The 15,347-nt window shown below is 68.6% G+C and carries 16 protein-coding genes; 4 read left to right on the top strand and 12 right to left on the bottom strand.

The window, feature by feature from the left end; genetic code table 11:
• From ACO1BU_RS32405 to ACO1BU_RS32355, 11 genes are all read right to left on the bottom strand, one after another.
• Nucleotides 1–126, bottom strand: a 126-nt coding sequence (locus ACO1BU_RS32405; protein WP_424134929.1) for an FAD-dependent oxidoreductase, incomplete at its 3' end; no start/stop codon positions are given.
• A 46-nt stretch (nt 127–172) separates the two neighbouring features.
• Nucleotides 173–1,003, bottom strand: a complete 831-nt coding sequence (locus tag ACO1BU_RS32400; protein ID WP_424140071.1) for an alpha/beta hydrolase — start codon at nt 1,001–1,003, stop codon at nt 173–175.
• Between the two features lie 19 nt (nt 1,004–1,022).
• On the bottom strand, nt 1,023–1,850 hold the full coding sequence (locus tag ACO1BU_RS32395) for a phytanoyl-CoA dioxygenase family protein (RefSeq protein WP_424140070.1): 828 nt from the start codon (nt 1,848–1,850) through the stop codon (nt 1,023–1,025).
• A 34-nt stretch (nt 1,851–1,884) separates the two neighbouring features.
• On the bottom strand, nt 1,885–2,604 hold the full coding sequence (locus tag ACO1BU_RS32390; RefSeq protein WP_424140069.1) for an ABC transporter ATP-binding protein: 720 nt from the start codon (nt 2,602–2,604) through the stop codon (nt 1,885–1,887).
• Nucleotides 2,591–3,382: an ABC transporter ATP-binding protein gene (locus ACO1BU_RS32385; protein ID WP_424140068.1), complete on the bottom strand. Its 792-nt coding sequence runs from the start codon at nt 3,380–3,382 to the stop codon at nt 2,591–2,593. The genes ACO1BU_RS32390 and ACO1BU_RS32385 overlap by 14 nt, the downstream gene beginning before the upstream one ends.
• A complete protein-coding gene (locus tag ACO1BU_RS32380) occupies nt 3,379–4,413 on the bottom strand; it encodes a branched-chain amino acid ABC transporter permease (RefSeq protein WP_424140067.1) in 1,035 nt (344 codons plus the stop codon). Before ACO1BU_RS32380 ends, ACO1BU_RS32385 begins: the two co-directional genes overlap by 4 nt.
• Entirely contained in the window at nt 4,410–5,282 is an 873-nt protein-coding gene (locus tag ACO1BU_RS32375; protein ID WP_424140066.1) for a branched-chain amino acid ABC transporter permease, read from the bottom strand. The genes ACO1BU_RS32380 and ACO1BU_RS32375 overlap by 4 nt, the downstream gene beginning before the upstream one ends.
• A gap of 4 nt (nt 5,283–5,286) precedes the next feature.
• Nucleotides 5,287–6,438, bottom strand: coding sequence for an ABC transporter substrate-binding protein (locus ACO1BU_RS32370; RefSeq protein ID WP_424140065.1), 1,152 nt, complete (start codon nt 6,436–6,438; stop codon nt 5,287–5,289).
• Between the two features lie 23 nt (nt 6,439–6,461).
• A complete protein-coding gene (locus ACO1BU_RS32365) occupies nt 6,462–7,436 on the bottom strand; it encodes an isopenicillin N synthase family dioxygenase (RefSeq protein ID WP_424140064.1) in 975 nt (324 codons plus the stop codon).
• Nucleotides 7,437–7,449: 13 nt separating this feature from the next.
• The gene (locus ACO1BU_RS32360; protein ID WP_424140063.1) at nt 7,450–8,214 is read right to left on the bottom strand and encodes an SDR family NAD(P)-dependent oxidoreductase; all 765 of its coding nucleotides are present in this window, start codon (nt 8,212–8,214) and stop codon (nt 7,450–7,452) included.
• Entirely contained in the window at nt 8,211–9,236 is a 1,026-nt protein-coding gene (locus tag ACO1BU_RS32355) for an ABC transporter substrate-binding protein (protein ID WP_424140062.1), read from the bottom strand. Before ACO1BU_RS32355 ends, ACO1BU_RS32360 begins: the two co-directional genes overlap by 4 nt.
• Nucleotides 9,237–9,510: 274 nt before the next feature.
• On the opposite strand from ACO1BU_RS32355, the gene ACO1BU_RS32350 reads away from it, so the two are divergent.
• Genes ACO1BU_RS32350 through ACO1BU_RS32335 form a run of 4 tightly spaced genes read left to right on the top strand, consistent with a single transcriptional unit; the run spans nt 9,511 to nt 14,406 of the window.
• Nucleotides 9,511–10,800, top strand: a complete 1,290-nt coding sequence (locus ACO1BU_RS32350; RefSeq protein WP_424140061.1) for an amidohydrolase/deacetylase family metallohydrolase — start codon at nt 9,511–9,513, stop codon at nt 10,798–10,800.
• Nucleotides 10,797–13,124, top strand: a complete 2,328-nt coding sequence (locus ACO1BU_RS32345; RefSeq protein WP_424140060.1) for a xanthine dehydrogenase family protein molybdopterin-binding subunit — start codon at nt 10,797–10,799, stop codon at nt 13,122–13,124. Before ACO1BU_RS32350 ends, ACO1BU_RS32345 begins: the two co-directional genes overlap by 4 nt.
• Nucleotides 13,121–13,921: an FAD binding domain-containing protein gene (locus tag ACO1BU_RS32340; protein WP_424140059.1), complete on the top strand. Its 801-nt coding sequence runs from the start codon at nt 13,121–13,123 to the stop codon at nt 13,919–13,921. Before ACO1BU_RS32345 ends, ACO1BU_RS32340 begins: the two co-directional genes overlap by 4 nt.
• Complete coding sequence (locus ACO1BU_RS32335; protein WP_424140058.1) at nt 13,918–14,406, top strand: (2Fe-2S)-binding protein; 489 nt, start codon at nt 13,918–13,920, stop codon at nt 14,404–14,406. The genes ACO1BU_RS32340 and ACO1BU_RS32335 overlap by 4 nt, the downstream gene beginning before the upstream one ends.
• Before the next feature lie 44 nt (nt 14,407–14,450).
• Here the strand turns inward: ACO1BU_RS32335 and ACO1BU_RS32330 are convergent, their stop codons facing one another.
• Entirely contained in the window at nt 14,451–14,801 is a 351-nt protein-coding gene (locus tag ACO1BU_RS32330) for a response regulator (RefSeq protein ID WP_424140057.1), read from the bottom strand.
• Nucleotides 14,802–15,347: the final 546 nt, after the last annotated feature.

The following is a 15,347-nucleotide window of genomic DNA, read 5'->3' as shown; positions in this document are numbered from 1 at the left end:
CGTCGCGCCGCCGCGCCCGATCAGGGAACGGTCCAGCACCAGGACCTCCGCGCCCGAGCGCGCCGCCTCGATGGCCGCATAAAGCCCGGCACCACCCGCCCCGATGACGAGAACGTCGGTTTGCATGCGCGCCGCGTCCTGACGGGCGGGCTGGATCGAAGGAAGGGCGGGTTCAGACACGCAGCAGGGCTCCGGCGGCGGCCAGGAGCGCGCCATCCGGGCGGCGCAGCTGGTCGAGGATACTGAAATGATCCGCGCCATCGACCGAGAGGAGCAGGCCGGGCGCGCCGGCGGCGGCGCGGCGCTGGTGGAACTCGACGGATTGGCGGCGCAGCTCGGGCAGTTCCTCCGCGCCATAGGCCAGGGTGAGGGGCTTGGGGGAGATGGGAAGGGATTGTGGGGAGTAGGCGGTGATCTCCTCCGCCGTCAGCTTCAGCGCGTCGTTCAGGCCGGTGCCCTGGATCGGGGCGAGATCGAAGATGCCGGAGATGGCGAGGGCGGCGGTGACGACGGGGTGATCCGCCAGCAGCGCGGTCAGATGGCCGCCGGCGGACCAGCCGGAGAGGATCACGGGGCCGGCGATGCCCTTGGAAGGGCCGTTGGCCTGGAGCCAGTCCATGGCCTGGCGCATCTCCGCGGCGATGGTGGTCATGTTGGCCTCGGGGGCCAGAGTGTGGCTGGGCAGGGCGGCGGACCAGCCTTTTGCCAGTGCGCCCTCCACGATGCAGGAGAAGCCCTCGCGGCTGTTTTTCTGCCAGTAGCCCCCATGAATGAAGACGAGGCAGGGGGCGTCCGGCTGCGCGGCGGGGAAGAGATCCCAGCCCTGGCGCGGGGTGGTGCCGTAGAGCTGGTCGATTCCGGCCGGACGTTCGGCGCGCAGCTTCGCGGAGGCGGCGGCCCAGCCGGCGACGGTTTCGCCGGCGGTGGGGACGGCGGCATTGTTGTTGTAGGCGGCGCTGAGCGTGGCGCGGTCCCAGCCGCGCCAGGCGTTGCTGTCGGTCATCGGGCAGGCTCCTGTGCGGTCAGACCAGCCCGCGCTCGGCGGCCTGCTTGACGTCGCTGTTTCGGTATCCCGCCCACATCTTGTCGAGATAGTCGAGGCAGACGGGATCAAGATCCATGCGCGGTTCCGGGTCGCGGTCCCAGTGGCCGTGGCGGTCCTCGCCCCGCACGAGCATGGCGCCGCGGCGGCCGAGCGTGGAGCGGGTATGGGCGGGCATGTAGAAGAAGGCGATGCCGACGCGGCGCTGATCCGACGGGTTGGGCGCGGAGCAATGCGCGGTGCGCTCGTGATGCAGGGAGAACTGGCCGGCGCGCAGTTCCATGTTCACGGCCTGGCTGTCGTCGATGCCGCTGATAGACTGGCCGCGCGCGAGAAGGTTCTGCGGGTCGTGGGTTTCTTCATGCTTGAAGTCGGCCATGAGATGGCTGCGGGGCAGAACGCGCAGGCAGCCATTTTCCGTCATGCTGGGGGTGAGCGCGACCCAGGCGGTGACTTCCTCATGCGGGTCCAGGCCGTAATAGGCGGAATCCTGATGCCAGGAGACGAAGCGCGTATCGTTGGCGCGCTTGGCGAAGACGGAAGCGCCGAAGAGGAGGATGTCAGGGCCGATCAGGCTCTCCACCGCATCAAGGATATGCTTGTTGCGGCCGAGCGCGGTCATCCAGGGCGCGACCACCTGGGCCTTGATCTTGAGGCGGAGCGTGGCGTCGGCGCCGAGCTTGCCGTTGTAGCTGTCCAGCGCGGCAAGGTTTTGCGCGGCTTCCTCGGGGGGGATCGCATCGAGCGGGTAGAGCCAGCCCTCGCGGTGGAAATGCTCGACCTGCGCGGGGGTCAGGGATCCTGTCATGGCGTGTCCTCCTCGATGTGCCGGGTTCGAAATATCAGGCGGCGAAGGCGCGGCCGCCGAGATAGGCCTCGCGCACGTCGCTACTCTCCAGAAGCTCGGCGCCGGTGCCGGAGCGGACCACGCGGCCGGTTTCCAGGAGATAGGCGCGGTCGCAGAGGCTGAGGGCGGCAAGGGCGTTCTGCTCGACCATGAGGACCATCAGGCCCTCGCGGCGGACCTCCTGCACGATCTCGAAGACCTGCTCGACGAGGTTCGGGGCGAGGCCGAGGGAGGGCTCGTCGAACATGACGAGCCGGGGGCGGGACATCAGGGCGCGGGCGATGGCGAGCATCTGCTGCTCGCCGCCCGAGAGCGTGCCGGCGGCCTGGTGGGCGCGTTCCTTCAGGCGGGGAAAGCGGGCGTACATCGCCTCCAGATCCGAGGCGATGCCGGCGCGGTCGCTGCGGAGCAGGGCGCCCATGGCCAGGTTCTCGCGCACGGAGAGATGCGGGAAGACGCGGCGGCCTTCCGGGCAATGGGCAATGCCGCGCTGGAGGATTTCACGCGGGGAGAGGCCGGAGATGGGCTCGCCATCCCAGGTGATGCGGCCGGAGAGGGGCCTCAGCAGGCCGCTGATGGTCTTGAGGGTGGTGGACTTGCCCGCGCCATTGGCACCGATGAGGCTGAGCAATTCGCCCTGGCGCAGTTCCATCGAGACGCCGTTGAGCGCGGTGACGCGGCCATAGGCAACGGTGACATCCTCAAGCCGCAGCATGGCTGGCTCCTTGATGCGCGCTGCCGAGATAGGCGCGGATGACCTCCGGGTTCTGGCGGATGTCGGCGGGCGGACCATTGGCGATGATGCGGCCCTGGTTGAGCACGACGATGCGGTCGGAGATGCGCATGACCATGGGCATGTCGTGCTCCACCAGCAGGATAGTGGTGCCGCGATCGCAGAGCTGGCGAATCAGGGCCATGCATTCCGCGGTCTCGGAGGGGTTCAGGCCGGCGGCGGGTTCGTCCAGCAGCAGGAGGCGGGGCGCGGCGGCGGCGGCGAGGGCGATGCCGAGGCGGCGCTGCTCGCCATAGGCCAGGGAATCCGCGCGGAGGTCGGCGCGGTGCGTGAGGCCGACAAAGTCGAGCATGGCCAAGGCCTCGTCGCGCAGCCGCGCTTCTTCCCGGTGCTTGCCGGGGAGGGAGAGGAAGGCGGAGAGCAGGCCTGTCCTGCCGCGCAGGTGGAGGGCCATCAGCGCGTTCTCGAACACCGTGCAGCTGCCGAAGATGCTGGTGCGCTGGAAGCTGCGGACCAGGCCGAGGGCGGCGATGTGTTCGGGCTTGAGGCCGATGATGTCGCGGCCTTCGAAGCGGACCGTGCCGCGGCGGGGGCGCATATAGCCGGTTATGGCGTTGAAGGCGGTGGTCTTGCCGGCGCCGTTGGGGCCGATGAGGCTGACCACTTCGCCCTGGTTCACGGTGAAGGTGAGATCGGAGACGGCGACGAGGCCGCCGATCTGCACCATCACATGCTCGATGGAGAGGAGGGGCGTGCTCATCGGGCTGGCTCCTGCGCCGGGGCGGCTGCAGGCGCCGGGGTGGAGGCGCGGCGGGTGGAGAGGAGGCTGGCGACGGCGGGGACGATGCCGCGCGGGAGGAACATGACCAACAGGATCATGGCGAGGCCGTAGGCGATCCACTGCGCCTCGGGCGGGGCGGAGCCGCGGAGCATGTCGGGCAGCAGGCCGAAGATCAGGCCGCCGACCACCGGGCCCCAGAGCGTGCCCTTGCCGCCGGTGATGACCATGATGACCATGGTGACGGTGTAGATGAACAGGAACACGTCCGGATCCACGATGCGGACGTAATGGGCGAAGAGGCTGCCCGCGGCGCCCGCAATGGCGGCGGAGATGACGGTCGCGATGACGAGGTAATGGGTGACGCGGATGCCGACGGAACGGGCGAGCGTCTCGTTTTCCCGCAAGGCGATCAGGGCGCGGCCGATGCGGGAGCGCACGATCTGGCGGACGGTGAGGAAGGCGAGGACGGCGACGGAGAGGACGAGCCAGTAGGTCTGGCTCTTGGAGTAGAATTCCACCACGCCCTGGCCGGGGATCCAGAGGGCGAAGGGCGGGATTCCCGTGAGCGCCATGGGGCCCTGGGTGAGTTCCACCCAGTTGAGCGAGACCATGCGCAGCACCTGCGCGAAGCAGATGGTGATGATGACGAAATAAGCCCCGCGAACGCGGAAGGCGAGGCGGCCGAGCAGCCAGCCGAAGAGGCCCGACACGACAAGGGCGGCGAGGAAGCCGATCCAGACGGGTTGCGGATCGAGGCGGAGGCGCAGGCCGAAGCCGATGCTGATATCGAAGCCCAGCGAGGCCAGGGCGCTGGCATAGGCGCCGAGGCCGAAGAAGGCGGCGTGGCCGAGGCTGAGCTGGCCGGTATAGCCGAGCAGCAGGTTCAGGCTGATCGCGCCGATGATGAAGATGCCGGCCGAGGTGAGGACAGCCAGGACGTAAGGGTCTGGCATGACGAGGGGCAGGGCCGCCATGGCGGCGGCGAAGGCCCAGCCGAGAATGGCGTTCATCCCACGCGCTCCTTCGCGGCGACGAGGCCCTGGGGACGGATGGCCAGGACGAGGATGATGAGGAGGAAGCCGAAGGCGTCGCGGTATTCGGTGGAAAGGAAGCCGCCGCCGAATTCCTCGACATAGCCGAGGGCGAAGCCGCCGATCACGGCGCCGGGCAGGTTGCCGAGTCCGCCGAGGATAACGATGGCGAAGGCCTTCAGGCCGACGAGGTCGCCCATGGTGGGGGAGACCATGAAAACCGGGCCGAGCAGGGCGCCGGCCGCGGCGGCGAGGCCGGAGCCGATGGCGAAGGTGGCGGTGCTGACCCAGTTGACGCGCACGCCCATCAGCGAGGCCGTTTCGGCATCCTGGAAGGTGGCGCGCATGGCGATGCCGGCGCGGGTGCGTTCCAGCAGCAGCCAGAAGCCGAGCAGGAGCGCGCAGGAGACGCCGAGCACGAAGAGGCGCAGCGGCAGGACGGAGACCGGACCGACGACCAGGGGCGTGCCTTCGAAGGGGCTGGGGACGAGCTTCGCCACGCCGCCCCAGGCCCACATGTTGGCGTTCTGCAGCACGAGCGCCGCGCCGATCATGGCGAGCATGACGGAATCAATGTCGGCGCGGCGCAGCGGGCGCAGCAGCACCAGCTCGATCACCGCACCGAGGGCCAGGCCGAGAAGCGTGGCCAGGAGCAGGGACAGGTAGAAGTCCAGGCGCAGCAGCGCGACGAGCCCGTAGGCCATATAGGCCCCGAAGGCGTAGAGCTCGCCATGCGTGAAGTTGACCACGCGCATAACGCCGAAGATCAGCGTCAGCCCGATTCCCAGCAGCGCATAGGTGCCGCCGAGGACCGTGCCGTTGACGAGGTGCTGAAGCGCCTGGTCCATCGGCTCAGACCAGGCTGGTCTTACCGTCCGCGAGGCGGACGATATAGACGTTGGGCTGGTTCTGGCCGCTTTCCTTGCCGGCCGGGCCTTCCTTGTGGAAGTGAATGTTGCCGTTCACGCCGGGGATGTTGACCTTCCACATGGCTTCGCGGATCGCCTCCGGCTCGGCCTTGCCGGCGAGCTTGATAGCCTCGGCGACGGTCAGCACGGCGTCATAGCCGCGGAAGCCCTCGGTCAGGCCGGCGAATTCCCAGCCATGCTTGTTCCATTCATCCGTGTAGACCTTGGCGATATCGGGGTGGACGGCCTTTTCGGGGAACCAGGGGGCGTAGAAGAGCACGTGGTCGGAATGGGCGCCGGCCGGCAGGGGCTGGTGGATCAGCGCGTCGGGGAAGGAGCCGCCGGTGCTGACGATGCGCTTGTTCACGCGCTGCTCGATCGCCTGGCGCATGGCCAGCGTCAGCTGCTCCACGCCCGTGGTGATGAAAAGCGTGTCGCCATCGGACTGCTTGAGGGCGGTGAGCTGGGCGGAAAGGTCGGTGGCCTCGGGCGTCATGGTTTCGGCGCGGCCGGTGGGGATGCCCTTGGCGCCGAGGACGGCGCCGTATTTCTCGATCGCGCCGCGGCCGAAGTCGTTGTTCACGGAGAGGAAGTCGATCTTCTTGATCGCGGGCGTGTACTTGCCCAGCAGCTCGGCGAAGCCGATCGCCTCCATCTCGGAGGTGGGGGCGATGCGGAAGACATAGGGATTGCCGGATGTGGTGATGCGGGCGGCCGAGGAGGTCTCGACCACCATCGGCACCTTGTACTCCATCAGCTTGGGCAGGATGGCCAGGGTGAAGGTGGAGCTCCAGGCGCCAATCAGGGCGGGAACCTTGTCGCGCAGCACCAGCTTCTCGACCGAGGCGACGGCTTCGCGCGGATTGGACTTGTTGTCCTCCAGCACGAGCTGGATGGGGGCGCCGAGCACGCCGCCGGCACGGTTCAGCACTTCCACCGCGATCTTGGCGCCATTGGCGACATAGCTGCCGGAGGCGGCGACGGCGCCGGTGAGCGGCTGGGTCATGCCGATCTTGATCGGTTCGGCCGCGAAGCCCGTGCGTGACAGGGCCGGGAGGGCGAGGCCCGAGAGGAGGGCGGTGCGTCTGGTCAGCATGCGGATGGGTCCTTGGGTGAGGGTCAGGCGGCGACGCGTGTCTGGCGGTATTTTTCGTCCCGGTAGGCACCAGAGAGGACGGGCGGGTACTTGGCTTCGCCGGGCGGTGCGATGCACTCGATCGAGGCGTCGTAATTGGGGTGGTGGAAGAAGGCGATGGACAGGCGGCGGCTGCGCGCGGCCTCGCTGTCCGGCGGGTTCACGACGCGGTGGACGTTCGAGACCCAGCGGTCATTGGTCCAGCGCATCAGCAGGTCGCCGATATTCACGACGAAGCTGCGCGGGTCGGTTTCCACGTCCAGCCAGCGGCCGTCGCGCGTCTGGGCCTGGAGGCCGCCGGGCACGTTCTCGCCATTCAGGATGGTGAGCAGGCCGTAATCGGTATGCGCGCCGGCGCGGAGCTGGCCGGGGGCGGGCGACGCGTGCTGCTCGGGATAGTGGTTCAGCCGCATCGCGGTGATGTGGCGGTCGATCTTGTCGTCGAAGAAATGCTCGGGGATGCCCAGGCCGAGGGCGGCGAGGCGCATCATCTCGACGGTGAGATTCTCCATGGCCGCGTAATAGGCGGCGGCGGCTTCCGCGAAGCCGGTAGGGCGTTCGGGCCAGAGATTGATGCGGAAATAGCGCTGCCCTTCCGCGCAGGTGTAATAGGGCTCGTCCGGCCAGCGCTCACGCCCGAAATGGTAGTATTCCTTGAGGTCGGGCGGGGTCTCGATCGCATTGCCATGGGACAGCGCCTCGACGCCCAGCGCGATATAGCCGCGCGGCGTGCCCTTCACCGGATGCACGGCGCGCAGCTTCTCCTCCAGCGGCAGGGCGAAGAAGGCGTTGGCGGTGTTGCGGAGATTGTCCATCACGTCGGGCGCCACGCCATGACCGGTGATGGTGAAGAAGCCGATTTCGCGGCAGGTGCGGTCCATCTCGCGCCCCGTACGGAGGCGCGCGGCCGGATCACCGGTGAGGGCTTCGGACAGGTCGATGACCGGAATGTCCGACATGATGTTTCCTCCGTCAGTGGTAATAGGCGCCGCCATCCACCACCAGCGTCTGGCCGGTGATGAAGGCGGAGTCCGGGCCCGCGAAGAAGCAGACGGCGCCGACGAGATCGCCGGGCATCATGTCGCGCGCGATGACGCGGTTGCGGAGCGAGGGTTCCTTCACGCCCGCGATCAGGGTCGGGTTGTTCAGCACGTTCTCGCTGAAGGTGAAGCCCGGGGCGATGCTGTTCACCAGCACGGCGTGGCGGCCCATCTCGGTGGCCAGGGCGCGGGTGAGGGAGACGACGGCGCCCTTGCTGGCGACGTAATGCGCCATATACGGGTTGCCCTTGAAGGCGACGCCGGAGCTGATGTTGACGATGCGCCCGCCGCCGCGCCGCTGCATGGCCGGCAGCACACCGCGGCAGCAGAGAAAGGTGCCGATGACGTTCACGTCCAGCACCCGGCGCCATTCGGCGAGGTTCAGCTCCTCGAAGGATTTCGGTGTCAGGCTGGCATAGATGCCGGCATTGTTGATGAGGATGTCGAGGCCGCCGAAATGCTCCTCGGCGGTGGCGACCATGGCGGCGACGGATTCCTCGGAGGTGACGTCGCCGGTGATGCCCTGGGCGGTAAGGCCTTCGTCCCGCAGCCGGGCGGCGGCGTCTTCAGCGCCGCGCAGGTCGGAGACCAGGACGGCGGCGCCGCGCCGGGCGAGCCCGGCCGCGAGGGCGAAGCCGATTCCGGCGCCACCACCTGTCACCAGCGCGACCCGGCCCTGCAGCGGCGCCTCGCTCACGGCATGCGCTCGGGCTGGGGCGGCAGGAAGGCGGTGGAGAAGATCGTCTCCGCGGCCGGCGGGTTGGCAATGCCGTTCACCTCGGCATTGATGGCGACCAGGCGCTTCATGCGCTCCAGCTCCATCATGCCGAAACCGGTGCGGCGGACATTGTCGGTCATGATCGCGACATCGCGGGTCATGTTGAAGCGCTCCAGCTCCAGCGCCGTGTCAAACAGATCCTCGCGCTTCTTCATCGCGGCCATTCCGGCGGCGGGATCGGCGAGGGTGGCTTTGAGGCCTGCGATGGAGGCGCGGACGAAGGCGCGGACGGCCTCCGGGTTGCGCTCGGCGAAGGCGGCGGAGGTGATGATGCCGTGGCCGTAGAGATCCACGCCGGCGGCGGCATAAGGCAGGGAGACGATGTCGGCGGCCGGGACGCCGGCGGCGCGCAGGCCGAAGACGGCGGATTGCATGAGGCCGGTGATGGCGTCCACCTGGCCGGTGGCGAGCATGGATTCACGCAGGCTGGCGGTCATGGAGGTCCAGCGGACCGAGGCGGGATCGATTCCGGCGGCGCGGGCAAAGACGGGGAAGAGGACGCGGCTGGATTCGCCTTCCGGCGCGCCCAGGTTGCGGCCGCGCAGGTCGGCGGCGCTGCGGATGCCGGTGCGGCGCAGCGTGACCACGGCGGCCGGGTTGCTGTCGAACACCATGGCGACGGCGATGACGCGCTGGTTCGGGTTGCGGGCGTTGAACTGGACCAGGGCGTTGATGTCGGCGAAGCCGAGGTCATAGGCGCCGGTCGCGACCTTGGTGATGGTGTCGCCCGAGCCATAGCCGCGGTCCTGCTGCACGCGCAGCCCGGCATCACGGAAGAAGCCGCGCGCCTCCGCCATGGCCCAGATGGCGTGATAGCCCTGCGGCGCCCAGTCCCAGGCGAAGCGGATCGGGGTTTGTGCCTGGGCGCGGGCCGGCACTGCTGAGCCGGCGGCCAGAAGCGGCAAGGTCAGGAGGTGACGGAGGAACTGGGACCGTTTCATGCGCCGGCAGCCTTTTGTCAGCGGTGTTCAGGGCCATGGCAGCAAGCGCCATGCCACGCCGGGCGGGCTGTCGAGGGTGGGCTTGGATGGGATGGGTGCGCAAAGATTGCGCGACATATGGGCGATGCGCCAAAAAAATGTGCCTGCACCCACCTATTCTGTGGCACATGCCGTATCAGCTCGCGCCCCGCGGGCCGTATCAAGCATGGCACAGGCTTTGCCATGAATGCCGCGGCAGGCCGGCTGGCCGCAGGAGCCCAGGTAGGAGGGCATGATGGAATTCACGCAATCGGAACCCTATGACACCCTTCTGCGGGGCGGGCGGGTCATCGATCCCGCGCAGGGCATCGACGGCATTGCGGATGTGGCAGTGCGTGGCGGGCGCATCGCCGCCATCGGGCCGAATCTGCCGGGCCTGGCCAGGGCGACCTACAATGTTTCGGGCCAGCTGGTGCTGCCGGGCATGATCGACACCCATGCCCATGTCTATCGCTTCGTCACCGGCCGCTTCGGGCTGGATGCGGATATGGTGGGCGTGCATTCCGGCGTGACCACGCTGGTGGACCAGGGCGGCCCCTCGGTGCTGACCTTCCCGGGCTTCCGGGAATATGTGGCGAAGCCGGCGGCCAGCCGCGTGCTCGCCTTCCTCTCAGCCTATATGGTTGGTGGGCTGGAGGGGCATTACTATCCAGAGCTGTACCGGCCGGACTGCATCGCGGTGGAGGACACGATCCGCTCGGGCCGCGACAACGCGGACCTGGTGCGCGGCATCAAGGGCCATGCGGAGATCGGCGGCTTCACGCGCTGGGGTGATGAGGCAATGCGGCGCGCGGCGGTGATCGCGCGGGAGCTGGACCGGCCGCTCTATATCCATTTCGGGCAGCTCTGGCCGCTGCCGGAGGACACGCAATCCTATGATCCGGATGCGATCCTGCCGGAGATGCTGGAGATTATGCGCCCCGGCGACATCCTGGCGCATCCCTTCACCCGCCATCCCGGCGGCTTCGTGGACCGGCATGGCAAGCTGCACCCGGTGGTGCGCGAGGCCCTGGCGCGCGGGCTGAGGAGCGATGTGGGGCATGGCTCCCACTTCTCCTTCAAGATGGCGCGGCTGGTGCTGGATGCGGGGGTGCTGCCGGACACGCTGGGCGCGGACATGCATGGCTACAACACCACCATGCCCAAGCCGCGCGGCACGCCGGATACGCATCCGGACAAGGACGAGATGCACCTGTTCGCGGGCAAGCAGAATTTCTCGCTGGCCTCGGCCATGACCAGCATGCTGGCGCTGGGCATGGACCTGACGCATGTCGTGAAGATGGTGACGATCAACCCGGCCGAGATGCTGCGGATGACGGATGAGATCGGCAGCCTGAAGGTCGGGATGGAGGCGGATATCTCCGTGCTGCATGACGAGCGCGGGCGCTTCCTGCTGCAGGACAATGAGGGCACGAAGGTGATCGCGGAGCGTCTGCTGCGGCCAGCTTTCTGCCTGCGGGCAGGCCGTCGCTATGACGCCGATGCGATTGTCCTTCCGCGGCCCATTCTGGCCGAGGCGGCGTGAGTCCCGAGGGCGTCGGCGCGAGCCTCCTTCGCAAGGAGGATGCTCGCTTCCTGCATGGGCGCGGGCGCTATGTCGGCGATATCCGGCCGGCGGGGCTGCTGGAGGTGGCCTTCCTCCGTAGCCCGGTGGCACATGCGCGGCTGCTGGGCGTGCGGAAGCCGGAGGGGGCTGAGGGGAAGGTTTTTACCGCCGCCGACCTGACGGGGGTGGGGGCCATTCGTGCGGCCTCGGCGCTGCCGGGATTCCGGGTTTCGGATCAGCCCGTGCTGGCCAGTGGCAAGCTGCGGCATGTGGGCGAGGCGATTGCCGCCTGCGTGGCGCCCACGCGCGCAGCGGCAGAGGATCTGGCGGCGGCTTGCGTGCTGGACTACGAGGATCTGCCGGTCGTTTCCGACATGCTCGAGGCGCGGGCTCCGGGAGCGCCACGGGTCCATGAGCATTGGTCCGAGAACGCTTTCCTGGAGACCTTCCGGGACGAGGATCTGTCGGAGCTGGACGGAATCGCGGCCGCGAAAGTGACGCGGCGCCTGCGGACCGCGCGGCAATGCATGGTGCCCATGGAGGGGCGCGGCGTCCTGGCGGAATGGGATCCGCGGGTGGAGCAGCTGGTGGTCACCAGCTCCACCCAGCAGCCGCATATCATCCGCAGCGGGTTGTCTGAGGTTTTGGGGCTGGATGAGGGGCAGATCCGGGTGGTCGCCCCCGATGTCGGTGGCGGCTTCGGCTACAAGGGCATCCTGCTGCCGGAGGAAATCATCTGCGCCTGGCTGGCCATGCGTCTGGGCCGCCCCGTGCGCTGGATCGAGGACCGGCTGGAGCATCTGACGGCCAGCGCGAATTGCCGGGAGCATCATTACGTCGTCACGGCCTGGGCGGATCGCGAGGGGCGGCTGCTGGGCGTGGATGTGGATGCGACGGTCGATTCCGGCGCCTATTCCTCTTATCCCTTCAGCGCCTGCCTGGAGGCGGCGCAGATCGGGTCGATCTTCCCGGGGCCGTATACGCTGCCGCGCTTCCGGTATCGCACGGTCTCCGCCTGCACGAACAAGCCGCCGATCCTGCCCTATCGCGGCGTGGCGCGGACCGGCGTGTGCTACGCGCTGGAGACGACGCTGGACGCGCTGGCGCGGGAGCTTGGGATTTCCGCGGCGAAGATCCGCGAGGTGAATCTCGTGCCTCCGGAGGCGATGCCGTACCGGAACCTCGTCGGGAAGGTGTTCGACAGCGGGAATTATCCCGAGGCGCTGCGGCGGGCGGTCGCGCATTTCGACCTGGACCGGATCGCGGCGCGGCAGGCGGCGGGGGAATGCGTGGGCTTCGGGCTCGCTGTGTTCTGCGAGCAGGGGGCGCATGGGACCTCCGTCTATCATGGCTGGGGCATTCCCTTCGTGCCGGGCTATGAGCAGGCGACGGCCCGCTTCTCGCCGGACGGGGTGCTGGAGATCCGCACGGGGCTGCAAAGCCATGGCCAGGGCATGGAGACGACCCTGGCGCAGGTGGCGCATGAGGTTCTGGGCGTGCCGACTTCCCGCGTGCGGGTGGTGCATGGGGATACGGCGCTGACGCCCTATTCCACGGGCACCTGGGGCAGCCGGGCGGCGGTGATGGGCGGTGGCGCGGTGGCGGAGGCCTGCCGGCTGCTCGGTGAGCGGGCGCTGGCCATTGGGGCTTTCCTGCTGCAGGCGGAGCCGGGACAGGTGGAGATTTCCGGCGGGGCGGTGCGGCGGCTTGATGGTGGCGCCGCGGTCACGCTGGAGGAGGTTGCGCGCACCTGGTACCGCCGGCCGCAGAACCTGCCGCGCGGGGTCGATCCCGGCGGGCTGGAGGTAACGGGCGGCTACCGGCCCGATCCGGATACGGGCACCCACTCCTATGCCTGCCACGCCGTCGTGGTCCGCATTGACCGGGGCACGGGCGAGGTGGCGCTGGAGGATTATGTGATCGTCGAGGATGCCGGGCAGATGCTCAACCCGATGATCGTGGATGGGCAGGTGCTGGGCGGGCTGGCCCAGGGCGTCGGGACGGCGCTTTATGAGGAGATGCCCTTCGATGTCTCCGGGCAGCCGCTGGCGGGGACGCTGGCGGATTACCTGGTGCCCGGGGCGACGGAACTGCCGGAGACCCGGATCGACCATATGGAGACACCGAGCCCCTGGACGCGCTTCGGCCAGAAGGGGATTGGCGAGAGCGGGGCGATCGGGCCGCCGGCGGCCATCGTGAATGCCATCAACGACGCGCTGCACCGGTTCGGGGCGGAGGTGCTGGACCTGCCGGCCAGCCCGGCCCGCGTGATCGAGGCATTGGAGAGGGCGCGCCCCGCATGAAGCCTGCTCCCTTCACTTATTTCCGCCCGGCGGACTGGCCGGCCGTGGTGGCCTTGTTGCGCGACGGGGCGCGGCCCGTGGCGGGCGGGCAGTCGATCGGGCCCATGCTGAACCTACGCATGGCGCAGCCCGGGGCCGTGATCGACCTGCGGCATCTGCCGGGCTTCGGAGGGGTGGCGGTGGCCGATGGGCGCTGCCGGATCGGCGCCGGTACCACCCATGCGGCGATCGAGGATGGGGCCGTGCCGGGGCGGCTGGGCGAGATCCTGGCGGGTGTCGCGCGCCGGATCGCCTATCGGCCAGTGCGCAACCGCGGGACCATCGGGGGTAGCCTGGCCCATGCTGATCCGGCGGCCGACTGGGTGGCGGTGCTGCCCGTCTTCCGTGGGGACGCAATTGCCTTCGGCCCGGCCGGGGAGCGCCGGATTCCGCTGTCGGCGTTCGTCACGGGCCTGCTTTCCACCGTGCTGGGGCCGGATGAGGTGCTGCGCGCCATCGAGCTGCCGGTGCTGCCGGAGAGCACACGCTGGGGGCATTGGAAGTTCTGCCGGAAGCCCGGCGAGTTCTCCAAGGCCACGGCCTGTGTGCTGGACGTGCCGGGAGAGGCGCCGCGGGCCGTGCTGGCGGCTCTGGACGAGCCACCGATGCTGATTGCTGATGCCGGGGCGCTGCTCGCGGCACCAGAGGCGGAGGCGGCGCGCCTTGTCGCCGCCCTGCCTGATCTTGATCCCTGGCGGGCCGCCCTGGCGCGCACCGCCCTGCAACGCGCCGCCGAGATGGCGCAGGGAGCCGCATGACCCGCTTGCCCATCCGCCTGACCGTCAATGGCGAGGCTGCCGAGATCCTGGCGGAGCCGCGCACCCATCTGGCCGATCTGCTGCGCGGCGAGCTGCTGCTGACCGGCACGCATATCGGCTGCGAGCATGGCGTGTGCGGAGCCTGCACGGTGGAGCTGGACAATGCCCCCGCGCGGTCCTGCATCACCCATGCCGGCGCCTGTGATGGCGCGGTGGTGCGGACTGTCGAGGGTTTTGAGGGCGATGCCGTGATGGCCGCGCTGCGCCGGGCCTTTGCTGAGGAGCACGCGCTGCAATGCGGCTATTGCACGCCGGGAATGCTGATCACGGCGCGCGACATCGTGCTGCGCCTGCCGGATGCCGATGAAGCGCGGGTGCGGGAAGAGCTGTCGGGCAATCTGTGCCGCTGCACTGGCTATCGCGGGATCGTCCGCGCGGTGATGCGGGTGCTGGCAGAGCGGCGGCTTATTCTGGCCGCAGAGTGACGGTCATGTGAGAGCGGCGGGCCCGCGCCGGGCCTGCGCATCGATCAAGCCCTGAGCGCGCGGCGCAGGACGCTGGCCAGCCGGTGGAAGGTGACGGGCTTTTCGAGGATCGCGTCGGTCGGGACGCCGAGCTGCAGCAGCTCCTTACGGTCGCGCTCAGTCATGTAGCCGCTCAGGACAACGATGGGCAGGTCGGGCTGTGATGCGCGGATGCGGCGCACCAGTCCAACGCCGTCGAGATTAGGCATGCGTACATCCGTGAGAAGGATGTCGAAGCGCCCCTGCGACCAGGTTTCAAGGGCGGCAAGGCCATCCGGCGCGCAGGTGACGCGGAAGCCGGCATCGCTCAGCGCTTCCTCGATCACCATCGCGATCGGTTCTTCGTCCTCCGCCATAAGGACGCGAGGAGCCAATTCTGCATCTAGTGGCATGGGAGACGTGTCGCCGAAGCCTGGCGCGGAGCTCCGAACGTCCTTTCCTTTACGGTGTGCTCCGGATCCGGCCGCCTTCCGATGACAGGATCGTGCGTCGCACAAAGCGAGCCACGGCGATTCGAGGGAATAGCAGTGGCAATCACGATTCCGCGATGGCACTTTGCGCCCGTAAGGGCTTTTGAGAAGTGATTCCGTGAGTGCGTGAGGGCTGTGATCAGTGCGGGATGCGGCCGGGCGAGGAGCGCGGTCCGGGCTAGAGGCCGAGCGGGCTCCCTGGGCTCGGGCATTTCTTCGTGGGCAGAGGATGCCCTGAGCGGTCCCCATGCCTTTCGGGCCAGTGGGCTGGCGAGCTGTCGGGGTTTTCGGTTGGGGGCTGGTGCGGGGCACTGGGCGGAGCGGGTGGGGGTGGGGCGGGGTGGGGGCGCGGTCATCACTTTTGCGTGATGTATAGGTGTACTATCCTAAAACTCAAGGTTGCAGACGGCCTGTTTTGGCGATGAATGCGTC

It is taken from the genome of Roseomonas chloroacetimidivorans (assembly GCF_049629625.1).
Lineage (GTDB): Bacteria > Pseudomonadota > Alphaproteobacteria > Acetobacterales > Acetobacteraceae > Roseomonas > Roseomonas chloroacetimidivorans.
Note: the sequence above shows the minus strand (reverse complement) of the source record. Positions and strands in the feature narration are given on the sequence as shown.